The 25,130-nt window shown below is 54.0% G+C and carries 22 protein-coding genes and 2 pseudogenes; 19 read left to right on the top strand and 5 right to left on the bottom strand.

All coding sequences use genetic code 11. The features are described from left to right. Window positions 1–309 precede the first annotated feature (309 nt). From BDD14_RS29655 to BDD14_RS29675, 4 genes are all read left to right on the top strand, one after another. Window positions 310–1,218, top strand: a complete 909-nt coding sequence (locus tag BDD14_RS29655; protein ID WP_207231937.1) for a sugar phosphate isomerase/epimerase family protein — start codon at window positions 310–312, stop codon at window positions 1,216–1,218. A 229-nt stretch (window positions 1,219–1,447) separates the two neighbouring features. Then, window positions 1,448–1,993: an FtsX-like permease family protein gene (locus tag BDD14_RS33510; RefSeq protein ID WP_242618381.1), complete on the top strand. Its 546-nt coding sequence runs from the start codon at window positions 1,448–1,450 to the stop codon at window positions 1,991–1,993. Window positions 1,994–2,607: 614 nt separating this feature from the next. Then, on the top strand, window positions 2,608–4,926 hold the full coding sequence (locus BDD14_RS29670; protein WP_130424947.1) for a GH92 family glycosyl hydrolase: 2,319 nt from the start codon (window positions 2,608–2,610) through the stop codon (window positions 4,924–4,926). Window positions 4,927–5,065: 139 nt separating this feature from the next. Continuing rightward, entirely contained in the window at window positions 5,066–6,049 is a 984-nt protein-coding gene (locus BDD14_RS29675) for an IS481 family transposase (protein WP_242618382.1), read from the top strand. A 338-nt stretch (window positions 6,050–6,387) separates the two neighbouring features. On the opposite strand, the gene BDD14_RS29680 is transcribed toward BDD14_RS29675, so the two are convergent. Then, window positions 6,388–6,852 (bottom strand): GlcG/HbpS family heme-binding protein, encoded by a 465-nt coding sequence (locus BDD14_RS29680; RefSeq protein WP_130424949.1) that lies wholly within the window; start codon window positions 6,850–6,852, stop codon window positions 6,388–6,390. A 564-nt stretch (window positions 6,853–7,416) separates the two neighbouring features. Between BDD14_RS29680 and BDD14_RS29685 the strand changes: the two genes are divergently transcribed. The 12 genes and pseudogenes from BDD14_RS29685 to BDD14_RS29740 all read left to right on the top strand — a co-directional run bounded on the left by BDD14_RS29685 (window position 7,417) and on the right by BDD14_RS29740 (window position 18,199). Beyond that, window positions 7,417–8,412: an alpha/beta fold hydrolase gene (locus BDD14_RS29685; RefSeq protein ID WP_242618383.1), complete on the top strand. Its 996-nt coding sequence runs from the start codon at window positions 7,417–7,419 to the stop codon at window positions 8,410–8,412. An 839-nt stretch (window positions 8,413–9,251) separates the two neighbouring features. Further along, window positions 9,252–9,917: pseudogene (locus BDD14_RS29690) on the top strand (IS91 family transposase); the annotation flags it as partial. 486 nt (window positions 9,918–10,403) lie between these two features. Then, on the top strand, window positions 10,404–11,435 hold the full coding sequence (locus BDD14_RS29695; protein ID WP_130417512.1) for an IS110 family RNA-guided transposase: 1,032 nt from the start codon (window positions 10,404–10,406) through the stop codon (window positions 11,433–11,435). An 839-nt stretch (window positions 11,436–12,274) separates the two neighbouring features. Then, on the top strand, window positions 12,275–12,688 hold the full coding sequence (locus tag BDD14_RS29700) for a hypothetical protein (RefSeq protein WP_130424953.1): 414 nt from the start codon (window positions 12,275–12,277) through the stop codon (window positions 12,686–12,688). Between the two features lie 2 nt (window positions 12,689–12,690). Next, window positions 12,691–13,296 (top strand): peptidoglycan recognition protein family protein, encoded by a 606-nt coding sequence (locus tag BDD14_RS29705; protein WP_130424955.1) that lies wholly within the window; start codon window positions 12,691–12,693, stop codon window positions 13,294–13,296. Continuing rightward, complete coding sequence (locus BDD14_RS29710; RefSeq protein WP_130424956.1) at window positions 13,283–13,678, top strand: hypothetical protein; 396 nt, start codon at window positions 13,283–13,285, stop codon at window positions 13,676–13,678. The genes BDD14_RS29705 and BDD14_RS29710 overlap by 14 nt, the downstream gene beginning before the upstream one ends. Window positions 13,679–14,410: 732 nt before the next feature. After that, window positions 14,411–15,436 carry a sensor histidine kinase gene (locus tag BDD14_RS29715; protein ID WP_165420411.1) on the top strand — a complete coding sequence of 342 codons (1,026 nt, stop codon included), beginning with the start codon at window positions 14,411–14,413 and terminating at the stop codon, window positions 15,434–15,436. After that, window positions 15,433–16,044, top strand: a complete 612-nt coding sequence (locus BDD14_RS29720) for a response regulator transcription factor (protein WP_130424960.1) — start codon at window positions 15,433–15,435, stop codon at window positions 16,042–16,044. Before BDD14_RS29715 ends, BDD14_RS29720 begins: the two co-directional genes overlap by 4 nt. An 81-nt stretch (window positions 16,045–16,125) precedes the next feature. After that, window positions 16,126–16,536: a response regulator transcription factor gene (locus BDD14_RS29725; protein WP_165420412.1), complete on the top strand. Its 411-nt coding sequence runs from the start codon at window positions 16,126–16,128 to the stop codon at window positions 16,534–16,536. A gap of 498 nt (window positions 16,537–17,034) precedes the next feature. Continuing rightward, window positions 17,035–17,295, top strand: a complete 261-nt coding sequence (locus BDD14_RS29730) for a hypothetical protein (RefSeq protein ID WP_130424964.1) — start codon at window positions 17,035–17,037, stop codon at window positions 17,293–17,295. 31 nt (window positions 17,296–17,326) lie between these two features. Then, window positions 17,327–17,581, top strand: a complete 255-nt coding sequence (locus BDD14_RS29735) for an efflux RND transporter permease subunit (RefSeq protein WP_130424966.1) — start codon at window positions 17,327–17,329, stop codon at window positions 17,579–17,581. 72 nt (window positions 17,582–17,653) lie between these two features. Next, entirely contained in the window at window positions 17,654–18,199 is a 546-nt protein-coding gene (locus BDD14_RS29740) for a response regulator transcription factor (RefSeq protein ID WP_130424968.1), read from the top strand. Between the two features lie 806 nt (window positions 18,200–19,005). On the opposite strand, the pseudogene BDD14_RS29745 reads toward BDD14_RS29740, so the two are convergent. Then, window positions 19,006–20,292: pseudogene (locus tag BDD14_RS29745) on the bottom strand (ISNCY family transposase); the annotation flags it as partial. 219 nt (window positions 20,293–20,511) lie between these two features. Here BDD14_RS29745 and BDD14_RS29750 point away from each other — a divergent pair. Together BDD14_RS29750 and BDD14_RS29755 are read left to right on the top strand one after the other, a co-directional pair. After that, a complete protein-coding gene (locus BDD14_RS29750; RefSeq protein ID WP_130424970.1) occupies window positions 20,512–20,994 on the top strand; it encodes a hypothetical protein in 483 nt (160 codons plus the stop codon). Window positions 20,995–21,032: 38 nt separating this feature from the next. Then, the gene (locus BDD14_RS29755) at window positions 21,033–21,566 is read left to right on the top strand and encodes a hypothetical protein (RefSeq protein WP_130424972.1); all 534 of its coding nucleotides are present in this window, start codon (window positions 21,033–21,035) and stop codon (window positions 21,564–21,566) included. 20 nt (window positions 21,567–21,586) lie between these two features. Here BDD14_RS29755 and BDD14_RS29760 read toward each other — a convergent pair whose 3' ends face one another. Together BDD14_RS29760 and BDD14_RS29765 are read right to left on the bottom strand one after the other, a co-directional pair. Beyond that, window positions 21,587–22,534, bottom strand: a complete 948-nt coding sequence (locus BDD14_RS29760; RefSeq protein WP_130424974.1) for a YihY/virulence factor BrkB family protein — start codon at window positions 22,532–22,534, stop codon at window positions 21,587–21,589. A 75-nt stretch (window positions 22,535–22,609) separates the two neighbouring features. Next, window positions 22,610–23,437, bottom strand: a complete 828-nt coding sequence (locus tag BDD14_RS29765) for a patatin-like phospholipase family protein (RefSeq protein ID WP_207231938.1) — start codon at window positions 23,435–23,437, stop codon at window positions 22,610–22,612. A 148-nt stretch (window positions 23,438–23,585) separates the two neighbouring features. On the opposite strand from BDD14_RS29765, the gene tnpA reads away from it, so the two are divergent. Next, window positions 23,586–23,975 carry an IS66 family insertion sequence element accessory protein TnpA gene (tnpA, locus tag BDD14_RS29770; protein ID WP_130424976.1) on the top strand — a complete coding sequence of 130 codons (390 nt, stop codon included), beginning with the start codon at window positions 23,586–23,588 and terminating at the stop codon, window positions 23,973–23,975. Window positions 23,976–24,110: 135 nt separating this feature from the next. Here the strand turns inward: tnpA and BDD14_RS29775 are convergent, their stop codons facing one another. Further along, window positions 24,111–25,076: a DUF2950 domain-containing protein gene (locus BDD14_RS29775; protein ID WP_242618385.1), complete on the bottom strand. Its 966-nt coding sequence runs from the start codon at window positions 25,074–25,076 to the stop codon at window positions 24,111–24,113. Window positions 25,077–25,130: the final 54 nt, after the last annotated feature.

Here is a 25,130-nt window from a genome sequence, read left to right on the forward strand (position 1 = left end):
CTGGCGGCGGGTTCGACGTTGAGGGAGAAGTGATCGGAGGTGAGGACTTCGACCCGATCAGTCGTACATGCGATCTTGATTCTACTTTCACTGTCCGGTGTGATGATGGAGCATTATTCCAGGTACACGGCTGGATGGTGGAGGTTGAGGCGGTTGGCCTATCTGAGAAGAAGCAAGGCATCGAGCCTGGTTTCCCACTGAATAATGGTTAGATCAAAATCCTTAACGGAGGTTTCGTTTGGATGTGGCTACTACCCTTGACCCAATCCGTACCGATGACTACCGTAGGAGCGAAAGGCAAGGTCACGCATGTTCACCATCGATCGCCGCAGGTTTCTCGCCGGTTCCGCCACCCTTGCAGCCATGGCTTCCATTCCCGCCTCGGCCTTTGCCCGAACGGAGACCATCGAGCGCGAAGCGGGTGTCAAACTCAAACTCGGTCTCAACGCCTATTCATTTAACAAGCAGCTTCGCGAAGGCTCCATGAGCCTCACGGATGTCGTCCATTTCTGCGCGAAGCAGGCAGTGGATGCACTGGATGCCACCGGATACTACTTCCCCGGTTATCCCAATGCGCCAACCGACGAATACGTCTACAACCTGAAGCGCGTCGCCTTTGTGAACGGAGTCGCCATCAGCGGCACCGGCGTCCACAACGACTTCGCCGTCGCGGACCCGGCACCCCGAAAGAAGGATGTCCAGCTCATCAAGGACTGGATTGTCGTCGCCAGCAAACTCGGCGCCCCGGTCATTCGCGTCTTTTCCGGCTCAGCGCGTCCAACTGGCGCCACCTCCGAGCAGGCGCTCGCATGGATGGTTTCCGACTTCCAGGAATGCGCCGCATTCGGCAAGGAGCATGGCGTGGTCGTTGCGGTCCAGCAGCACAACGACTTCCTCAAAACCGCCGCGGAGACCATTCAGCTCATTGATGCGGTTGGTTCCGACTGGTTCGCCTGCATCCTCGATATCGGCAGCCTGCGCTCCGGAGACCCATACGCCGAGATCGAGAAGCTCGTTCCCTACGCGGTCTCGTGGCAGATCAAGAAAGAGGTGGGTCGCAACGGAAAGAGCGAACCCACCGACCTGACAAAGATCAAGGCCATCATCGACCGCTCCGGCTACCGCGGCTATCTTCCGTTTGAGGCCTTGGACTCCGGCGATGCTCAGGCGAAGATCATCGCCTTCCTCGACAAGATCCGCCAAACTTTCGCAGCATAAATTATTGACCTACACCCGACCCGCCGATTGCGAGCCCAGGATTGGCCGGCCTAGTGATGACGTTTGAGAATTCCCAACAGAAGCGTCACCTAATGCTCAGGAGTATACTTCCGCCGGAGAGATGTACATGTCGCATATCGTCACGGGGGTGGCTGTGTTCGGCATCATTGCATTTGTTTGTTTCTGGGGACGTCGCCACAAGATCTACTTGTAAATCCGATTCCTACTCATGATTCATCGCATAGTCATAGAAGATTTCCGCCACAATGCTCAACAAGCGTTTTTGAACGCGTTGGGCATAGCATTTGCGGTCATGATTCTGCTTACTTTAGCGGGAGCAAACTTCAAGCCGTTAAGGCATGCGCATGTAGTGACACTGGTCTTCAAACTTACGCTCACTGCTATGCTCTTGCTGGGTCTCGCAGTTGATTTTTGCTTTCTTACAATAAACAGGTTTGCTCAGGTTCGCGAAAAAGTCCACCAATATGCAGTTCTCAGAGTTTTAGGCGCGTCACCATCTTTCTTTTACTTGCTCCAGTTGCAGGAGACCATTCTCCTATCCGTCGCCGGAACTTTGAGCGGCATCATGTTGACCTACATAGTGCGAATAGTTATGGCATACTTCGTGCCCGACTTGCTTGCTGTCGAGACACTCTACGATCTATGGCCTTTGATCGGAATCGCTCCAGCCGGAGCCTTCTTCGCCGCTGGCGTTATGGCAACAGATTCGATCAATGGAGGGGATCTGATAGAAGCACTGTCGCATAAAGAATAGCTCATACACAAACTACTGTTGTTTGAGCGCCGCCTTAGAGATAGCGAACCGTCCAGATAATCCCGATGGCAGCAAGCGCAATAACGTACATCCATCCCCTCACTGTCCCGACCCGATTGAGCCAGTTGCCTTGCATCATTGCTTCACCTCCAAGCGTCGATAATACGCTTCCATGGTCGTTGATACTCCTGAGTCATTTCCGCGAGCGGGCCAGTAGTACGAAGGTCGAGTACAAACGACTGTTGTTTGAGATCCAACAAGAGCGACTAGCAAGGTACAATTTCGGCAAATGACAACTAATTCCTTGCAGCCCTTTTCGGCGAGAAATCGTCGCGAGAAGAACTGGATTGACGAAGATTTCCCGGATGGAGCGCGAGCCGGCTCGACAGGAGTAACCCGGCCGCGCTTGCCTTTGCTGAAGCCGTATTATGCGTTGATCGCTTTTCCTCTTATTCCCATCGTTCATGCGGGTGTGCCAGTCGTGCTGAAATGATGCGGATATTTGTACCGCGATAGCTGTAAACGACGACCAGCGTTCGTCCCTTTGCGCCCAACCCCAAGAGATATGAAGTGAGCGAACGGGGTGGGAGACAGAGCTGCTGTAGTGTTGAACCATGAAGAAATCGCTGAGCTTCTTAGTGCTGATTGCGGCCACGATGGCCTTCGCCCAGAGACCCGATCCCCTCACGTTTGTTGACCCGTTAATTGGTACTGGCCCAGAAGGACACACTTTTCCGGGAGCGACCGCGCCATTCGGCATGGTGCAGCTCTCGCCCGATACGCAGATTCGCCCATTCAAACAGAGCTATAAGTGGGCGGCTGGGTATCGATACGAAGATACGACGATTCTGGGGTTCTCGCATACGCATTTTTCAGGCGCTGGCCATAGCGATCTTGGGGATTTCCTCATCATGCCGGTGAGCGGTGAGAGTGTGCCGCTTGAGCCGGGCGATCTGGAAAAGACCCGACCAGGATATCGCTCGCGTTACTCGCATACGAGCGAACGCGCCGAACCGGGCTACTACTCCGTGTTCCTTCAGGATTCTGGAGTGCAAGCAGAGTTGACCGCGAGCGAGCGTGTCGGTGAGCACCGATACACTTTTGCCCAGGGAACGAAACGTCATCTCCTGCTCGACCTGCGTAGCAGCATCTATAACTATCCCGGGAAAGTACTATGGTCCCGGATAAGGGTGCGCAAGGACGGCACAGTGACCGGAATGCGGGAGACTCGCGGGTGGGCGTCAGGAAGGCAGCTATTCTTTGCGATCCGATTCTCCGCGGCAATGTCAGGACATGCACTCTATAACAAGGAAGAAGATCCCCCAACGTATCACGGCTTCAAAACGCCTGGAACATTACCGGAGGACACCCAGAGCGTGGAAGGACGAGGGCTGGAGGCGGTATTCGATTTTGCGCCTTCATCCGCCCCGCTGATAGTCAAAGTAGCTATCTCGCCAGTAAGCGAAGAAAACGCAATCGCGAATATGGACGCAGAGACACCGGGATTTGACTTTGACGGCATACGCGCCAAGACCCAACAAATGTGGCGTGAGGAGCTATCGCGCGTCGAATTCAGTGCCTCGCCCTCGATGGAGAAGTCACTCTATACAGCTCTTTATCACGCGATGATGGCACCCAGTACAAGCATGGATGTAAACGGAGAATATCGCGGACCCGATAACCAGGTTCATCGCGCAGAAGGATTCCGCTTCGTCTCCTCATTGTCGTTGTGGGATACATATCGCGCGGAACAACCACTCATGACGCTTGTACAACCGGAACGGCGCACCAACGACCTGGTGCGATCCATGATTGCTTCACAGCAGGAGAGTCCCTTCGGGATTCTGCCTGTGTGGCAGTTTGAGGGGTTGGAGACCTGGTGCATGATCGGCTATCACTCGGCACCGATTATCAGCGACGCGTATATGAAGGGAATTCGCGGCTACGATGCCGGGACCGCTCTTGACGCTATGGTAGCCAGCGCAACCTATGCACCCTATGGCAATCTCGCAGCCTACATGAAGCTGGGCTATGTGCCTGCCGACCACGACGACGAAGCGGCGTCCAAGACAGTCGAGTACGCCTTCGATGATTGGACAATTGCCCGCATGGCCAAAGCAATGGGCAAGAAGACGGTTGCCGACACGTTTGAAAAGCGAGCCGCATTCTGGCGAAACAGCTTCAACGCAGTCGATGGGTTCTTGGAGCCGCGAATGGAAAACGGGGATTATCGCAAGCCCTTTGATCCGGCGAAGGCTGGTGCAGGCAGCGGGTTTACAGAAGGCAACGCGTGGCAGTATTCCTGGTATCAACCCCAGGATGAGCAAGGACTCATCGAGTTGTTGGGTGGCAATCAAAGATTGATCGCTAAGCTGGATGCCATGTTTGACCAGAAGGTGGATCCGGCGATGTATGCAAATGTCGAAGACATCTCCGGAATGATCGGTCAGTACATTCACGGCAATGAACCAAGCCATCACCTTGCGTATCTCTTCATGTACGCAGGCGCGCCATTGAAGACTCAGGTACGGCTGAAGCAGATTGTGGACTCGCAATACAAGCCGTCCCCGGATGGGCTTGTGGGCAATGATGATTTAGGACAAATGTCTGCATGGCTCGTATTCACTTCCCTGGGGTTCTATCCGGTAGCGCCGGGTTCAAACGAGTACGTGTTAGGTCGCCCGTTCGTTGACCGGGCGGTGCTCCATTTGCCGAACGGCAACCTGCTGACGATCAAAAGCGTGAACTTGACCGATGCGCAGGGCTTTCTAAAGGACGTGGTGCTGAATGGCCGCTCGCTCAATCGCAGCTACGTGACACATGAGGAACTGATGAACGGAGGCGAACTGAAGTTTATCTTCAGCAACGAAAAGGAAGCAGAGTGGTCACGTCGCATCCTGCACGCACCATACTCAGATTCAGCGCCCCAATAATGCAATGGGCGATACCTGCAGAGATCACAGGACATCTGCTTCGAACATCAGGTCAATGAGTGGTAAGGCCTGTTGTCACTAGGTGTTTAGTCCCGGCATTTGATGGTGCATACTTTTCCAGAGAGTGGAAGGAGGCACTATGGGACAGATACTGCACCGGAGCGCCACAACGACAGAGGCGATCCGTCGAGCGATACAGCATAGTCAAGAGAGCCTAAGGACGCTTTCGAGGCGGCATGGCATCAACCCGAAGACGGTAGCCAAGTGGAGGAAGGGCAGCTCAACGGCAGATCATCGAACTGGTCCAACCGTTCCCAAGTCCACCGTCTTGTCCATTGATCAGGAGGCCGTCATCGTTGCGTTTCGCAAGCACACTCTGCTGCCGCTCGATGACTGTTTGTACGCCTTGCAAGCCACGATTCCTCAGTTGACTCGCTCCTCGCTGCACCGTTGTCTGGAACGGCATGGCATCAGTCGGCTGCCGGAGGTCGAGGGAGAGAACCTCAGGAAGAAGAAGTTCAACAGCTATCCGATCGGCTTCTTCCATATCGATCTGGCCGAAGTGAGAACCGCCGAGGGCAAGCTCTACCTCTTCGTGGCCATCGACCGGACCTCGAAGTTCGTGGTCGTCGAACTCGCGGAAAAAGCCGACATGCGGGCTGCCGCTGCCTTCCTCGAAGCACTCGTCGAAGCTGTTCCGTACCGTATCCACACCGTGCTCACCGACAACGGAATCCAGTTCGCAGACCTTCCAAAAAATCGCCAGGGGCCAACCGCACGCTTCCGCGGCCATCCCTTTGACCGCACCTGCCATGTCCACGGAATCGAACACCGACTCACCAAGCCGAATCATCCCTGGACGAATGGACAGGTCGAACGCATGAACCGCACCATCAAGGAAGCCACGGTCAAACGCTTCTTCTACAACACCCACCAACAACTCAAAGCGCACTTGTCCGACTTCATCGCAGCCTACAACTTCGCCAGACGACTCAAGACACTACGCGGCCTCACACCCTACGAAGCCATCTGCAAACTCTGGACCCACGACCCAGACAGACGGCCTACCAAACTTGTAATTCGGGCATCACAGATCGCAACAGGGGTTCCTCACCCCTCTTGAGCGCTAAACACACTCGCGTTTGCGGTCCGCCAAGTCACTTTGGCGCGCTCACAGCCTCGTGCGTGTCGTAAAGAAACGTTTGACCGTGGCTTCCTTGATGGTTCGGCTTGTGACCTGATGAAAGTGCTGGTCGTGGGCAGCGGGGTGACTGGCAAGGAGAAGCAACATGAGTTGGGTCGCGATGCGCATGGCGGCGTTGCAGGCGAGCTTAACCCAGAACACGTACGGCTGAAAGTCGTGTCTGCTCCTTCGACATTGAATTTCTATGTCGATGAGCGACTTGGCGATTATCCCTTTTCGAAAATCGACGAGGTTCAGAATCCACTTCAATCAGATAGTCATTGCTTGAGAAGCGCGTCAAGACCGGATTGCGCAATGGCTTCGTCAATCTCCGATTTGGCGCCGCTCGCGGATATCCCCCCCAGAAGCTGCCCATTGACCTTAATCGGCAACCCTCCTTGATTTGGGAAAAATTCTGGGAATGCCAGCGCTTCCACATTGCCTTTTCTTACCGTGTCTGCTCCTTCTCTGGACGGGCTGCCGTAGAAGGCCGCATGACGCGCTTTTCTTTGGGCAAATTGAATCGTATTCAGTGAGGCTGTTTCGCCCTTTTCCAGAAAAAGTATGTTGCCACTCTCATCTACCACGCAAATGGTTACGGAAACATTCAACTCCTTCGCCTTTGCCTCCGCTGCAGAAACCATGATTTTGATACTGGTAAGATCCAGATACTTCTTATTTGGAAGGTCGCTGGCAAAAGCTGTCACCGCTGAAAGAAGGATTGCGGCCAAGAGTCTATTCACGAATTCCTCCCGTAAAATTGTGCCTTCCCAATCTACCAGAGCAGTTCATTCATCTTCAGCCGTAAATGTCCCTCATCGCTTCGCTCGCAAATACACCCTCACCGGATAGTCACACGTCACCAAACTACGGATGCAAACGCCACCATCATCACGACTCCGCATACTACCTCCGTGCTGAACAAGAGATTTGGAGTCTCGGAAGCGATGACTAATACGACCCCATTACCAACATCAATGCGAAGCCTTTATTGGAATCAAACATCATCTCTCCTCTCACAAACGACGGTTTATGAGTCCGTCTAAACCGCCTCATAAGCCTGGTCACAAACAAATAGATCATGACTTCATTTGTGATTTCTTCACGGATAGCAGGATCGCGCTGTGAACGAGTAGGCTATTCGGTTCGCAAGTCTCCAACGGTTCTATCAGAAATCTCTGCGAACTTCAGCGGTTACGTGCGAATAACACGAAAGTTCATCCCATGACTTCTACAAGAGCATTTCTTGGGACGGGTTATCTCGCCGAGCCTTCGTGTAAAGTTGCTGATGTCCTCAGGAGAGCAATTTGAAAGCCTGCCTATTCGCACTTGTCTTGACCGTGGCGATCCGCACAGCCAGCTGTCAATCACCGGAAGTTCCGCAGGAAGATCGAACGAAACACGAGGTTCTGGCCGTGGAGGTTGAACCTTCCGTGCGGCTCGAAGTCCTGGATTGGGGAGGGAAAGGAAGCCCAGTCATCCTGATCCCGGGACTCGGTATGACAGCTCACTCGTTCGATGTGTTCGCAGTAAAGCTCTCCTCAACACACCATGTGTACGGCATCACGCGTCGAGGCATTGGAAAGTCCAGCGATCCCGAGCCTACGACGACAAACTACACGGCAGCCCGGCTTGGAGCCGATGTGGTCGCTGTGATGGACTACCTCAAGATTCCCAAGGCGGTGTTGATTGGGCACTCTTTCGGCGGAGAAGAATTGAGCGCCGTTGGCACATCGCATCCCGAAATGGTCTCTGGGCTCATTTATCTTGATGCGGCGTATGGCTATGCGTTCTACGATCCGCGCTTCGGCAACCTTGAGATCGACGTGCGCGATATCCGTGAGGAGCTTGCGAATATCGATCCGGGGAAACTGCCTCTTGATAAGCGAGATCAGTTGCGCGAGCTGCTAAGCCAGCTACCCCGGCTTATAAAAGACCTTGAATCGCTGCTGCAGCAAATGAACGACCATCCGCCTCCTTCTGATCCGTCCAAACTGCCGCCACCTCAACTGGTCGCGATGTCTAAAGGACAACAGAAGTTCACGAAGATGACCCTGCCTGTTCTGGCGATCTTTGCTTATCGGCATCAGTTGCCCGAAGACGGCATGCTTCAGGATGAACAACGGCGCAAGGCTGCCGGCGAGAACACCGTGTTCACAGAGGAACATGTTGAAGCGCTGAAAGCAGTGGTTCCAGCAGCCCACATCGTGCGTATACCGAATGCGGACCACTTCGTCTTCAGATCAAACGAATCGGAAGTACTGCGAATAACGAACGAGTTCATCGACGGCCTTCCGCGATAGTTTTCAGAAGTCGTCTTATAGGTAGTGGTCACAGGAGTCGGATCGCTGTTCTCTGAAAATGAGGTCTCGGAAACTAAGAGGTCCTCTTGGTGACGCGCGTCAAAATTGACGGTTTATGAGTTCCTCTAAATCGCTCCATAAGCTATGTCACAGACAAAGAGAGTGAGAGTCGAATGCATTGGGGAACCGAAACTCGGTTTGAATATCCTGGAAAAGTTGCTGAAGGGAAGCCGAACCAGCAGTTCCCTGAAGGCGGGCTTGGGAAGCGATAAGGCCGTAGTTTCCCAAAACCCGACTCTGCGGGCGTCAGAGCCGTGGAGACGCAAAAGTCGTGCGTGTACTTCTAACTTCGTCCGGCGACAAGCAGGAACAAAGACCAGATCGCTCGCAATAGAAAGAAGCATACGAAGGTTAATAGCATGGTCCACTTTCGATCAGAGAAGAACCAGCACAGACAAAAGATGGCTAAACAAATGAAGAAGCGGTGTCGGTAAAGAGCGATCTGCCAACCGAATGACAGGCCCGCCGCCAACAGGCCACTAAGTACCATCGGGAAGATGAGAACCTTGTCCTTGACCGAAAGATCTTCTCCTTGTGCTTGATCGGCATTCCTCATAGCAAGTTGGTTAGATCGTATCAGCCGGAGCGCTACGCACTTCTCAGATCCCTGAAAACGGGGTTTTCGCCAAGTTCACCCGGCCCAGAGACGCGCCAACGCGAACTTGGTCAAAAGGCGACTTGAACGAAGCCGCTTTGAGAGCGGCGGACGCATGCGCGTGTGGTTGAGCCAGCCTTGATGGCGCTGCGATAAGTTAAGTGGCAGGGGTATCTCTCAGCGCATGAACCGACCTTCGCTGGAGATGGCCGACATCGTTCACTGTGCCGGTGACGACTTCATAAAGCGCAGTCGCCGGTGGATCAGCTGGCAACATCAGAAGGTGTTGCTGGCCATCACCCGTTGCCGCACCGCTGCGCTGGGCGGGCATCGCGATCAGTGCTCCAGCTGCGGACATTCCGCCATCTCCTACTATTCGTGCCGTAATCGGCATTGCCCCGGATGCCAGGGCAACGCCCGTGTGCGCTGGCTCGAAGCCCGCCAACGCGAGCTTCTCCCTACCCGCTACGTGCATGTTGTCTTCACCCTCCCGCGCGAACTGGCCCCGCTTGCTCTGCAGAACAAGCGGCTGATTTATAACCTGCTGTTCCACTCCAGCGCCGCGACCCTGCTCGAGATCGCTCGCGATCCCCGACACCTCGGCGCCGAGATCGGCTTCTTCAGCGTGCTCCATACCTGGGACCAGCGCCTGCAACATCATCCCCATGTCCACTGCGTGCTCGCCGCCGGCGGCCTCGCTCCAGACCACTCCCGCTGGATCTCCTCCCGCCGCTCCTTCTTTCTCCCCATCAAGGTGCTCAGCCGCGTGTTCCGCGGCAAGTTCGTCGCCGGACTCAAGAGCGCCTTCCATACAGGCACACTCCAGTTCTACGGCACGGTTGGCGATCTCTTCGCATTTACAAAGGCGCTGCAGCAGCACGAACTTCTCAACTCACACTACACGTCGCTCATGATGACCGGAAATGTGGAGATGCCCCACGATGGCAAATACGGATATGGGCTGATGGTCCATCCGTTGAATGGCCGTACGTGCCTGGGGCATGGCGGAGGATATCCGGGCATGAATGGAGACGTCGAACTCTGCAACAACTCGAAGTATGTCTTTGTTGTATTGACGAACGTTGATCCCCCCGTCGCTCAACGGCTCGGATTCTTCATCGCAAATTGGGTTACGCAATCGAGACAGCCACAGGAACAACCGTTCTAATCCTTCCTCAGACTTCCCATCACCCGACTTGGCGATACGAGTTTGAGTCTTTCGATATCGTTTGATATGACTTTTGTTCCTCGAAAACGGGTTACTGAGATGGTCCGCCGCTTAAACCTCAATCTGGCGATGAGGATCTTATAGGCAGATTGAAGGAGGATCATCGACATGGAGATTCGTTCCGTAGGCATTGACCTTGGCAAGACGACCTTTCACCTGGTGGCTCTTGGCGATAACTGCAAGGTGCTGCTGAAGAAGAAGTTTACCCAGAAGCAGTTGATTGCCTTCACCGCGAACCTGCAGACCTCTTTGATTGGGATGGAGGCCTGTTCCGGGGCGCACTTCCTGGGCCGTACTTTACGAGAACAAGGCCACGATGTGAAGCTGATCCCGGCCCAGTTCGTGAAGCCATTCGTGAAGTCGAACAAGAACGACTTCCTGGATGCGGAAGCGATTGCTGAGGCTGTGGATCGGGAGAACATGCGATTTGTTCCGATCAAGACGGACGACCAGCTGGATCTGCAGGCATTGCATCGTGTGCGCGATCGTTTGATCGCGCGAAGAACCTCAGTCATCAACCAGCTGCGGGCCTTCCTGCTGGAGCGGGGTCTGGTATTTGCAAAGAGCCCGGCCAGGCTGCGCGAGCGCATGCCCGAGATCCTCGAGAACGCCGAGGAAGATCTCACTCCGCGTATGCGGAACCTGCTGGCTCAACTTTGGAACGAGTGGAAGGATCTTGAACAGCGGGTGGTCGATCTGAACCAGGAAGTGGAGCTGATTGCCTCAAGTGATGCGGCATGCACGCGGCTCAGGCAGATCCCCGGCGTTGGCCCGCTGGTCGCAACCGCGATCGTAGCCGCGATCGGTAACGGCGCAGCCTTCCATAAGGGGCGTGAGTTTTCTTCCTGGCTTGGGCTTGTGCCACGACAGCACTCGACCGGTGGTAAGGCCCGCCTCTTCGGTATCAGCAAGCGCGGTAACAACTACCTGCGCAAGATCTTCATCCATGGAGCCCGCGCAGTCGTATTGCGATCGAAGCGAGACCGCGTCGCCATGGGCGCGTGGATGACCGCTCTTGAAGCCAGAGCGCCACGCAACGTGCTCATCGTCGCCACGGCAAACAAACTGGCAAGGATCGCTTGGGCCGTGCTGTCAAGCGGCCAGGACTATCGGGCAGTTCAAGAGCCAGTCGCGGCCTAGCTAAGCGTAGCTATCAAGATCAAGTTCTCCCACCGAGGTCTGCACCGGATAAGTAAAGATGAAAGAACAGTCAAACGGCGTACCTGAAACCTGATTGCTCAATAGGCTCTTCCACAGCCGAGGGGTTTTGTAGGACAGGTACGCGGCGTATCTCATCATGGCCAGGAGACTGATCTCCACCAAAAGGCCGGATACATTGACGCAGACATTCCTTCATCCATAAACTTTTCCCTTGCATTCAGACGGCGGACCATACATTTGAGCAACTTTCGATTCAGGCTCGGCTGCACGGTTGCGAAACTTGCTCAAAAGGCGACTTTGCAGGATGTTCCATCCAACTACGGTGGGAGCTGCGTCTGAGGCCGCGGTTCAAAACGTAGTTGTCGTCGGATACATGGACACTAATCTTTCTCTGATATCTTGCTCACATGCTGGCTTTGCACTCGCATTCGCGGTGCACAGTGACTCGCCCTGTGGGTGTCATCCGAGAACAAGTCAACGACGTGGACTCCAGTTTTCGAATTCCGCGCAGCTCGGATTTGCCAGCTAGGAATCGCAAAAATCAACCATGCCATTGCCACTATCGTCGTGACAGCTGTGGCGATAATCCGGCACTCGATCTTCAGATGTGCGAGCAATGCCTTAAGTAATACATAGCGGATGGGCTACTTCGCGCGAGATTGCCTCACAGGCATGGACGCCGAGGTCCCCGCCTGCGGAGCCGTGCACGTTTCAACAAGTTACTTGCCAGAAATAACCGAAGCGTCAGTCGGTCGGCTTGCTGGAAGGCGTTGATATGCTGATACACTGTGCGCATTAACTTACGAGTGAGGTTCTGCATGCCGCATCCCTCGAATGCGACGGTCACGATAGATGGAAACAAGTTCAATGCTGTCTCTGCTCACGTGGGCATCGATACTCACCACGATCATAACGGGCTGCCTCGGATGGGCGTGCTGCGTTGTTCCATCAGCTGCGTCGTCGACATCCACGACACCGTAAACATACCGTTTGCCACTCTGCAAAGCTTGTTCTCGTATGCCAACATAGTGACCATTGAGAAGATCAAGGATATGAAAGTGGAGTTCTGGCAGGACGAGAAACAGCAGGAAGCCATCTGCACCTATACCTTCCGAGGCTGGATCAGCGGTTTCCATACTTCGGGCGGCGGCGGGAGTAATCACGTCCTCCATCTGAAGCTGCATCCCGCGCTCGATCAAAAACAATACATCGACATCAAAATGGGTAACTAGCCGTGCTGAGTATCGACAAGGATGGCGTCGTCCACGATGCTTCCGTCAAGGTTGATCTGATCCCTGCCATCTCCCATGGCCCACTGACGGTGATCGGTGCGCTGGTTGTCCATCAGACTGATTCGAAGACCGCCGCAAGCACGCTGGCAGAATATAAGAGAACTACCCGTGGTACGGGAGCACACTTTCTCATCGACAAGGACGGCACCATCTACCAGACCGTTTCAGTGAAACAAAAGTGCTGGCATGTCGGCCCGATTTATTCTCGCTGCTATCAGAGGCATCCCTGCGTTGCCAAACAAGAGCAGCAATATCGGATATGGGAAAAGACTGACCGCAGAGCTTTCATTCATAGCGTGGATCACATAGAAGAAGGCAAGAAATATCCCGACCGCTATCCTGACAACTCCGACTCGATTGGTATTGAAATTGTAGGCAAGGCAATCGATGAGAACAATTATGAGCAACCTACGACCGACCAGCAGATAGCGATAAAGTGGCTGGTTGGCGAACTGCTTGTAGCCTTGAAGTTACAGCGCACCGATGTGTACCGCCATCCGCAACTCTCCAGAAAGAATGCAGGCGAGGCCCGTGATGCGAATTGGTAGAACTGCCGTAAGGGTGGTGCTCCTCTTTTCTATGGTGGGCGCGGCCAAGGAACGTCACTACCCCTTGCCGTCATCAGCTGTGATCACGATTGGGCAACTGCACATCGACCCCAAAACTGATTCGACGGATATCGATTCCTGCAAGTTCTATCATCTGACAGAGTCCGACATTCGGAAGCAGTTCCGCACCTACCACCAGATCGATCAGAAGGAACTGCATGATCGCTATAGCTATGTTTACTGCTGGATAGAAGGTACGGTGCAGGTCAAAGGAAAGACTTATATATGGGAGAGCCATCTTGATAACGTACTCATCACTACCTACCCGGACGGAGTGAAGAAGATGCTTGGCGGGGAGCCATCCGGGGAACTGAGCCAGTAACACCGAGAAGGATGAAATAGTGGGCTGTGCGCCACCAAGAGAGTCAAGAGCATGCGGGCAGGAACAGGTGCGTAACCCTGCCCTGCTGCGTTGCTGATCCAGTTCAATGCATCACACAAGAACCCTGACAGTCGGTGGGAAACCGCAAATCTGCGGCAATTTACTCAAAACTAGACTTTCCCGGTACTTTTCCATCCGCCAGCCGTCGATTTAAATGGCTTGATGAATGCGGGCTGAACCCCCTCATTGACGTGGCAACCCTACATGAAGATGTAATTCCATCCGTTCAGACAGCTCAGTACCATCAGTCATCTGTGTTTGACAGGGCGATGACCGATATGAATATCTCTGATAGAGAGGCAAGCATTAGTGCATCGAAGCTAGGCTGGACGAGCTGCTAAAGAAGGTAGAGAAGCCTCTCGTCCCCGGTACTAATCACGCTGCCTAGATTTTCCATATGCCGCGGCTATCATATCAATGCGCTATTGCATACGCCCACGGAGGCATACGTGCGTTTGATCGCATCACAAAATCGATCTCCACGATCCTCTGAAAGTCACAGGAAAGCATTGGTTGATAGCCTAAATCATCCAACTATCCCCGACCAAAACGCGCATAGCGGCAAAATCAATTTGAATTGATGGCGTACTCGAAAGCATATTCTCAACTGAATGATCGACAAACTCAGACCGAGCCCAACAAGACGATTCGATGCGTGAGGATTACGGCCGATTGAAAACCTATCTGCTTGCGGTCCTGGCATGTGCGATCGCACTGCCCATAGCTTGGGAACTTAATGCTCCCTCTTCCTGTTTCCTACTGGCTGCTATGGTTAGCAGCCTCTATGGAGGCCGTGGTCCCGGATACGTTACTATCCTCATTTCATCTATCCTCTTTGATTTCTTTTTTCTTCTTCCCCGGTTTCACTTTCTTCACTCCGGCGAATCTTTTCTACGGCTAGTGGTCTTCATCGCTGCCATGGTTCTCGCGACCGCGTTGATTGCAGCTAGACGCCGTGCTGAGGAATCACTTCGCCAGACGCAAGCAAAACTCGCCCAGGCCACGCAGACAGCCACCATGTCGCAGTTCTCTGCGTCCGTCATTCACGAGATTAGTCAGCCTCTAAGCGCAATGGTTGCAAATGGACAAGCTTGCATACGCTGGCTCGCAGTCGATCCTCCAAATATTGCACATGCGAAAGGGGCGGTCGAGCGTATCGTGCGAGATGGTAAGGACGCCGGAGAGATTATCAAAGGGCTCAGGACGCTGTTCCGCAGATCGCCACCAAAGAAGGAACCCGTCGATTTACGACATATTGTGAATGAAGTTGTCTCGCTTCTTCGCGGAAGAGTAGTAAAAGAGAAAGTCATGGTTGAGGTTAACCTGCCCAAAGACCTCCCCACAGTCATCGGCGATCGCATCCAACTCCAACAGGTCCTGATGAATCTGGTCTTGAATGCTATGGATTCCATGCAAACCGTCACGGATAGACCGAAGGCACTCGCAATTCGCTCGACAGAACAAGAGGGTATGGTCCTGACGGAGATCAGTGATCAGGGAGTTGGAATCGCGAACTTCGACAAAGTCTTTGAAACGTTCTTCACGACAAAAGAAGACGGCATGGGGATGGGGCTTTCAATCTGCAAATCGATCATAGAGGCCCACGAGGGGCGCCTGTGGGGGTCACCCGGACCAGTGGCTGGTACAGTCTTCACGTTTGCGATTCCGAGCTCCACAGAGGGAGCGGAAGCGGAATGAGTTCCGATAGATCGATTGTCTATGTAGTGGACGATGACAGCCGCATCCGAGAAGCTTTGTCGGCACTGTTATCTTCTGTTGGATATGATGTCATGACATTAAGCAGTGCCGCAGAATACCTGGCATTCCAGAGACCCGACGTCTCAGCCTGTTTGGTTCTTGACCTCGATCTTCCCGGAATGAACGGCCTCGAATTGCAAAAGCAGCTTGCCGATGCTGGTGGTCCACCCATTGTCTTTCTAACAGGTCATGGTGATATTCCCGCCACCGTAAAGGCTATGAAGGCTGGAGCGACAGAATTTTTATCCAAGCCATTCGAAGAAGAAGATCTTCTCCGCGCAATCGACTCAGCCATTCGTATTGATGGAGAGATTCGGTTGAAGAACACCCAGCTTAATGCAATCAAGAAGCGATATGCATCTCTTACACCAAGGGAACGCGAGGTCCTTCCCTTTGTTGTCTCTGGTCTGCTGAATAAACAGACGGCGTGGGAGCTTGGAACCAGTGAGATCACCATTCGGATCCATAGGGGACAGATTATGAAGAAGATGGAAGCACAGTCTTTCGCGGATCTTGTAAGAATGGCTGCGAAATTAGGTATTCCCTAAGCCGCCTTCTAATACAAAACGATAATTGGCAGCTAACAACAGTTCTCCTACTATCGGACTGTAAGTAGAGGAGCAGTGCCGTTGGCATCCGATAAACAAGATCACATCGTGGCGGTAGTGGACGACGACCTACGAGTGCGAGAGTCTCTAGAACAGCTATTCGACTCTGCTGGAATAGCACATATTTCGTTTCATTCCGCCGAAGAAGCGCTCCAGTATGGTGGACTCACGTCAATCAGCTGCCTGATCACCGATGTACGAATGCCGGGCATTGATGGTTGTGAGTTACAGCGGCGAATGACAGCCGCTCTTCCGACATTGCCCATCATTTTCGTTACAGCCGATCACGACGATGAGCTGCGCCGAAATACGCTCTATCAGGGAGCAGTCGCATTTTTTTACAAGCCATTTGATGGAGAGGAACTCCTCAACACTGTAGATGCTGCGGTAAGGCAGAGTCGAACCTCGGGGGCTTCCAATGTGGATTGTTAAATTGGCCCTCTTACGTCCTTACACCTTTGTCGTCCGGGCGCTCCTGCTCTTTCTAGTGAGCCCGGTCGTGATGATGCGAACACCAGTGGACATCTTCCCATCGATCAACATGCCAGTGGTGAGCATCATCTGGACGTTTCAATGGCCTTGTTCCCTCCGAGTTTACCTACAACCGCAGGCGAACGTGGATGGAGCGATCGCGCAGATACTGCGGAAGCACAAGCTACGCTCAAGCAACTGCCATCTGGGATCACACCTCCGCTCGTTTTTAGTACAGTGCGGCGACCGAGGAAGCAGGGTCGTTACGCGTGGGCAGGTCGCTACTGTGCAGCCGTCATTTCCTGGCCTCTTTGCCTGACTTGCGTTTGCCGTTGCCCTCGTCTATCTACTGCTGGTTGTCAACTTTCAGTCCTGGACTGAAGCATTCATGATCATTTGAAAAGGGAGTGGTCGTGGACAGCCACTCCCCGCTTCATTATTTCAATCTGAGGGTGGTCCATGAGCATTGAAGATGTCCTGATCCATTACGGTTTCCGCTCACAGGGCAGCGTCTTTCCCTACCTGACTGTCGCCGAATGGGTTCATCCCACTGCAACCAACCTGCATCAGCGGGCTTGCACTGTGCTGCAGTTCGGCCATCGCGCGATTGTGCATTGCAGGGTAGGAACTCCGATCTATTCCATCTCGGCTCACGACGTAGAGCATCTGCTCCGGCGTGAGTTTGGTTGCTTTTCCAGCCTGCCAACAGCTCAGGCATAACCAAGATTGTGCAGGGTAAACGTTCCCGGTGATGGTCCCGTCCCGGAGCACTGGCTGGCATCTGCTGGTACCTGCGCTTATGGGAACAATCATGAGTATCGGCGTAGCTACATCGAATAGTGTTCTTATTATCATGTTCGCAAACGAACACTTCACGGAAAGCAAGGATGCATTCAAGGCAGCTCTTGAGGCAGGCGCCACGCGTTTGCGTCCCGTAATGCTCGCGACCCGGATTTCATGGAAGAGTACTCTTGTTGACTGGTCCCGACACGGTAAGCGCCGGTGAAACCTTCACGATGGCCCTGATGGGACGCGATCCTCACGTTGTCCGCATCGATCGGAACACTCAGATGTATTCATGTCGAAGATGAGCGGTGTTGAGTTTTGTCGCCAACTCCGTGAGATCTCTGAAGTGCCGATTATTGTTCTCTCAGCTCCCACACACGAGACCATTAAGGTCGAGGCATTGAATGCTGGTGCCGATGATTATGTTATCAAGCCAATTAGCATGCGGGAGTTTCATGCCCGGGTGCAGGTTCAGCTTCGGCGTCATCCGGTCAAAGGAGCGGAAGCGCAACGAACTCTCATTGCGGGTGACTTTCAAATTGATATCTCTATGCATCGCGTCACTGTTCGTGGTCAGGTAATTCATCTCTCACCATTACAGTTTGATCTGTTGCGCTGTCTCGTTGAACACGCCGGACAGATTCTTACCCACCGAGTCATTTTTCAGGATGTCTGGGGAATCGATGATGACCGGCGCGGACACATTCGAGCCTACATTGCTCAGCTTCGCAAGAAGATTGGATGTTCAGACCATCGCCGTTATATCGTCACCGAATCATGGATAGGCTACCGTTTGTGCGCCTCAGGTGAGGCAGCCTATAAGACTTGTACCACCTGATTGCTTAGCAACGCGACTGGAAGAACTTGGAGTCCTGTTGTTATGTTGGAATGCGCTGTGGTTTCTTCAGCCTTACATTTCCACGGCTGTTGTCTCAGTCGGTGGGTTTCATCGGCTCTTCCGGCAGCCCGTAGACCGTCTTCGGTCGTTTCTTGCGGCCGATCCTTTCGCTATTGGGCATGACCCTCGGAGCGCCTCTGAGATCCTGCTGCGCCTTGATGATCGATCTTGCGTGGCCCAGACGCTTGTTTTGCACGATAGCGGTGTGGCTGACACGCCGGTCCTGCGGCCGGGGTCATGCAGATTGTTCTGCGGCAGCCAGGGAATCGGCAATGGCGCATCGCGGTACGCGGTCAGCAGCCGGCGCGTCTGTCTGGTGCTCAGCCCCAGAACTGCTGCGGCCGAGATCTCGGTACGTCGCCTTGCCAGAACCTAAGATAAGACTTCGATCCGTTGCAGTTCCTGTCCACTCATGCTGAAAAGATCCAATCTCTGCCTCCGATATCTCTCGGAAGGGTAGGACATTTCAACTTTGCAGAAACAGGACATTTCTACTTTGCGCTAATAACGTCTGTTGCTGCAAAGCTAAAGCGTCGTCGTTTCTGCAAAGCTAGATTGTCATCATAATGCGTAGTCGTCGTCGTGCGGTGGGAATGTGTGAAATCACCGCACTTGGTGATTTCCAAGGACTGTGGGAAGGGTGGGAGACCGACAGCTTCATCGTCGGTCTTCCATGCTTTCCATCAGGCCGTCATTTCCACCGCGGGCGCCGCCGCGATTTTCGGTTTGTAATCCGGCCCGTAAAGCCGACGAGGGTTCTTCTTGTATCCGCCCTTTGCGCTGTTAGTCATCACCTTCGGTACATGCTTGATGTCCTGCTGCGCTTTCACCGTTGCGAGTGCGTGGCCGAGGCGTTTGTTCTCTACGACAGCGGTGTGGCTTACGCGCTGGTCTTTGCTGAAGACGCGATAGGGAAGTAGGTGACCTTTCCATCGAACCTCCAGGGGCTGGTCGATGAAGTCATAGATCTCGACATACTGCCCCGCCAGCTTCTCCGATATCTCGCTACGTTCTAGGATGATCTGCTTGCGATCGTAAGCCATCGTGAGCTGCTGACTGACGTGCCGCTGCTCACGATGGCACAAGATATCGGTGAGTTGAGTCGCTTTGACATGCAGTGCACGGTGAAGGTTCTCAGTCTTCTGTGCAGGCAAGGCGAAGCGTTCGTTGAAGTGCTCGACGAACGACGGAAGGAAGAGGTTGCCAGCTGCCATATCGCAAATGCCGGCTAGTCGCAGTTCCTTGACTAGCCGGTCCTGAAGAGTGCGGTTAGCCCGCTCAACCCGGCCCTTCGCCTGGCTGGAGTTAGCGCAGAGGATCTCAATGTTGAGCTCTGCCAGCGCACGACCGAACTGCGTCATCCCGGATCCTCCCATCGCGTCTGGTCGGTTCACGCGGAAGACAGTGTGCTTGTCCGAGTAAAAAGCGACAGGGCAGCCGTGATCGTTCAAATAGCCCTGCAAAGCACTGAAGTAGGAGTCCGTGCTCTCGCTGGGCACAAAGCGTAGCTGCATCAGCTTGCTGGTTGCGTCATCGATGAAGACCAGCAGCGTGCAGGGCTCGCCGCGCTGCTCGAACCATCGGTGATCACTGCCGTCGATCTGGATCAACTCGCCATAGGACTCACGTCTCAGCCGCGGCTGGTGAAAGCTTCGGCGCTGCTTGCGCGACAGCCATAGACCGTCGGCGACCATCCACTTGCGCAGCGTCTCACGCGAGACCTCAACGCCATGTCGCTCGAGTAGGGCCTCGGCAGCAAGCGTTGGACCAAAGTCGCGGAAGTTCTGCCGGACCAACTCCAGCACATATTCCTGAACGCCTGGACCTAAGCGGTTGGACGCGGGCCGACCGCGAGACCGATGGATCATCGCTCCACCACCACCAGCTCGATACCTGGCCAGCAAGCGCTGGGCCTGCCTCAAGCTCACACCCAGCACGCCCGCCGCCGACACCGTCGTACGCCGGCCCGCCAGCACCTCGGTCAAGACCTCAATCCGCTGCAAATCCTGTCTGCTCATCTGCACCCAGCCCAATCTGTCGCCTCCAACCCTGAACTCAGGATGGGGCAGCGACACTTTGGCTTTGCAGAGCTACGACATTATCGCTTTGCTCCTACATTGGCACTATACATAACGGTTATTATCAGACATAGACTCAATGACTTACAAACAGTACTTAGACAATAGCATCACCCGTGGCAGTGGTGCTATTGTCATTAGCGATTCCCCAGAAACGACCGAACGAGGTATAGCGTGGCTACTGTTGTCGCGACTGACTCCAAAGCAAATAAGTTGACCGTTCAAACTTCTGATGGTGACGAGGTGACTTACAGTCCACACCTCGCGAAAGATATGACAGCGCAAAGCACTGTCTACCGCGAAGAACAAAGAGAAATCGCCCCAGGTGATCGCGTCCAGATCAACGAGTCATATCCGAAGCAGGGTGTTCGCAAAGGAGACTTAGGCACTGTGACCGCGATCAGTGACACAAACGATCTTGATATACGCCTCGACAAAGGGAAAAGCGTTCAATCGAACCAGGAACAAGCTAGACACATGGAGCACGGTTATGCCGTTCAAAACTTCAAGGCAGGTGCACCCGAACGAGTTCTCATTACGCAGGAAACATTCGAAGGCCAAGTTGATCCTGCCTCGCTTTCTCGCAATGCGAGAGAGGTCAGTCTCTACACTTCCGATGGCTCGGGTTCGAACCAGGCGCTAAAGGCCCCCAAATGAAAATAATTTGTCTAGAACCCATTCCAAGGAGAAGCACCGTGAACGAAGCCAAGCAAAGTGTGAAGCAACGCGCCGTCCACGAGATGAAGGAGTACCTCCTGCTCTCTTTTTACCTCTTTGCTGTGTTCTCCTTGTTGGTGGTCTACAAATCCGTGATTCTGGCTGAGAATCACATTGAATTTGCACTACATGGAATTGCCTTGTTTAACGCGCTCGCGCTTGCAAAGGTCATGCTCCTTGCCCAGGAGCTACATTTTGCCGACCAACTCCGGGACGCTCCGCTGATCTATCCAACTCTTCTAAAGTCCTTCGCGTTCACTATTGTCCTTGCTTGTTGCAAGATTGCCGAAGACGCCGCTGTCGGTAGCTTTCATGGGAAATCATTCCACGAAAGCATCTCTGACCTGGGCGGTGGAACTTGGAAGGGAATCTTTACGCTCACAGCCTTGCTGTTCGTTGTGCTGATCCCCTTTTTCGGCTTCATCGAGCTGCGGCGTGTCTTCGGTGACAGGCTCGTGGACGCTTTTTTCCGACCGCGGCATCTGCTGAACCTGCCCCCCTCAGGGATGTAAAACGAGCCTCAAAGAACGATTTACGTGAGAGGTTGCTCGACACGCTTTTGCGTCGTCGCGCTCTCGATTTCAGCGTTGATCGCGCCTCCGACCAGGTAAGCCAGTCCTGTCACGTAAAGCCAGAGGAAGAGAATCATGACCGCTCCTACTGATCCGTACGAGGCACTGTAGGTATTAAAATAATGCAAGTAAATGCGGAACAGGACCGAGGCGAGTAGCCACAGAATGCAACTGAATGCCGCACCTGGGGTCATCCACTGCCAGCGGCGTCGGACCTTCAAATTGGGGCCGGAATAATAAATCAATGAACAGGATATAGAAACGAACAGGATGGCAAGCGGCCATTGAATGGCCTTCCAAACAAAGACGACAACCGGGTGCAATCCCAGGCTTGTCCCTATCCAGCCGACAAAATGGTTGCCCGCCAGTACCATAAACAACGCCGTGAGAACAAGAATGGCAATCACTACCGTCAACCCGAGTGCTATGGTGCGAACTTTGAACCAGGCCCGAGCCTCGTGGACGTGGTAAGTCAGGTTCAGAGAGGAAATCATGGACTGTACGCCACTAGAAGTGCTCCAGAGCGCTGCAACAATACCAAACGCCAGCTTTCTGCCGCTAGCATGAGCAGTCAGCTCACTTGCGATATGGTGCAAGAGTTGGAACGCGGAGGGTGGAAGTAACTCTGCAAAATATGACATTAAATCATTTTGAAGTTCGACACGACGTGAGGCGAACAGACCAAACAAAGTCATCAATAACAGAATCAACGGAAAGAGAGCGAATAAGAAATAGAATGCCAGCTCGGATGCCCGTCCGAAAATGTTATTCGTTATGATCTCCTCAAAAACATTGTGAATGAGTTGCCAAGGAGTTAGACCTCCCAGCCTCCAGAGAGATTTGAATTCCTTCGCGGTGGAAGGTTGTTGTTTTGTCATTGACGCAGCCTGAAGTTCTTTCGCCCACATTCTAGTCCGACCCTTCGCACCGATGGGAGCGATGTGTCGAAGTTGAAGCGCGTGCTCGCGTCACGCGGAAAAACCCTATTTCGCGACAGGATTGGGAGCATACCCCGGCGGATATTTCTGCCAGGGATATCCCTTGGCGGCCATTTCCTGTCCCCGGGCGAACAGCTGGGTCATGTAAATCGGGTCGAATTCCGATTTTCTGACCGCGATGAAGTCGGCCGGAATATAAGCCAGGTTATAGTCCAGATGGTCCCGCTCCGCGGTCAGATACATGCGGTGGAGATCGCCATTGCCCTGCGTGTGAATCAGTGACGAGACCGCCTTTGAAGCGATGCTCAGCGTGCGCCGATTGACGTTGGCCCATTCCGGATCGAGCCGGTCATTTCGGATGGTGTAGAGCGTCCGCTTGCGGTCATAGCCGTTCGCGGCCGCGATCTCCCTCAAATGGAAGCGCGGCGGATAATATTTGGGGCCGAGGAAGGCGAACGGCGCGATCAGCGCGCCCGTGCTGATCCCGGTCACGGTCTTGAAGACCGGCCGCCCCGAACCCGTCCATCCGGTGATGAGCCCCGCTCCGAACGCGCCGTTGCCCCCGCCGCCGGAGATGGCAAGATAGGATGTTGCCGGCAGTGGGCCCTTGTGCCCCATGCTTGCGAGATAGGTCGTCTCGCGTTGCAGCGAGAGCAGATATTCGTCTTCGAATTTGTCGAAGTTTAGGCCGAGCACGAACCGCACATTATCGACCGGTGGGCGGGCCCGTGCCACCATGGGCGACGGCACTGCTGCCAGCCGCCGGGTCGAGCAGGCCACAGGGATGAGCGACAGGCTGATCGCGGCAATCAGCCACATCGTCCAGGAGAGATTGGCTTTTCCAGCGTGTCGGGCGCGATTATTGTTCGTCATACCCCTTGCCCCGTTCGGAACCGATGATACGCCTCTGGTACGAGGGCGCTGAGAACGAGCGTTATGCTAGCTTTGGCCAAAACTTTCTTAAAGACTGCCAGGTGAGTCCCCGTGAGCGCTACGCGAACCACATCTTGTGGATGTCGGTTTGCCGCATGATTCTTACGGTATGGGACAGCACAATGAAGAAGATCTGGCTCGGTGGCGTGGTCTTGTATCGGAGCAGGTAGCAAGCGGCACGAGTGTGGCTGTGTTCTGTCGTGATCACGGATTGCGCGACTGGCAGTTCTACGAGTGGAAGAAGCGCTTGCGTTGCTCTGCGGCGGCACCGTTTATCGCGGTGGAGGTGGCATCCACGGAGGCGGCATCGGCACAGCCAGAGCAGATGTCAGGGATCGAGATACGGCATGGGCATCTTGTAGCTGCGGAGAATGATCCCCTGGATGTCGCTGAGGTCGAGTGTGGGCTTCATAGCCGATTCCGACTGGGCACCGAAAGCAGAGGTTTCGTGCCCAACCCGCTCAAACAGGCGGTGTAAAAATCCGCCGCCGCCTCTTTTCTTTTGTTCTTGGGGTTTGACAGGCTGACTCATCGTGTCTCTCCTACGTCGCTTTCTTCATTCTGCTGGACAACGTCGGCAGGGGAAACTTCGGAGTCGCGTCCTCACAGGTTCTTATTCGGGCACTGCTGTCCAGGTTTTGTCAGGATCGAATTCTGTCGCCGCCGTTGCATTTTCGGTCGTGCTGGTGCCAAGGTCCTTGTCGTAGAGGACTCCATTTTGGTTGATGATGAATGTCGCGATACCGGTGGCGCCGTATTTCTCAGGGTAAGCAATGACCGCGAAGCCTTTTGTCATCTTTCCGTTGACGATGTAGTTTTTCGCGCCGCCCCGAGCATCGGGGCCCTGTTTTGTGAGCATGCGATAGAAGTAACCGTGAAATGGCTGCTGCTTTCCAGCCTGCGAGTTGAATCCTTCTGTGGAAGCGAACGCTACCAACGGACCCAGCAGGCTCCTAGGCTTTCCTTCGGCCGATTTCCAGTAAAGTCCGTCCTGCTTTCCTTCGTCGCTAACGAACTTTTGGGCATACTGTTTAACGCCGTCGTGACGTTGAGCCAGGTATTGTGCCTGGGCATCCACAATCGCATTCATCACGTCGATGGTCGCAAGTTCGTTGTCTCCAATGCGCCGTGCGTGTATTTCGGCCTTCCCGGCCGCGGAATCGAAGGACCACTGTCCTCCGCTGTTCTTCGCAAGCGGAATTGGAAAGGGTTGGTTGTCGGTTCCGACTACGAGAACCTCGCTGCCGTCGGTCTGTTTACGCCAGCGGTTCATGGTTTGATATGCAGTTGTGAAGTGCTCGGCCGTCTGCTTGTCCTGCGCGGCGTCGCCGGAGAATATAAGCTCCGCGGCATCTGAGCCAAAGATCGCAAGGAGCGCATTTCGATCGTCCGCTTTTGTGGCGGCGACCAGCGCTGCGCCAGCGTCGTCGGGTGTAGCGAATGTTTTAGGGCGGACTTCTGAAGGGGCCGGTGCTTTCGATGTGTTGCAAGCGACGAGTGGCAGCAATGCCGCCAGGAAAACGGCCATCGTCCAGAATCGGGAAGGACTCATCGAAGGATTCAGCGCTACCGTTAACATTGCGGTCTCCCTGTTACGTAATTTGTTGTTGCTTTCTGGGGACCCTTCCCGGTG

Source organism: Edaphobacter modestus (assembly GCF_004217555.1).
Lineage (GTDB): Bacteria > Acidobacteriota > Terriglobia > Terriglobales > Acidobacteriaceae > Edaphobacter > Edaphobacter modestus.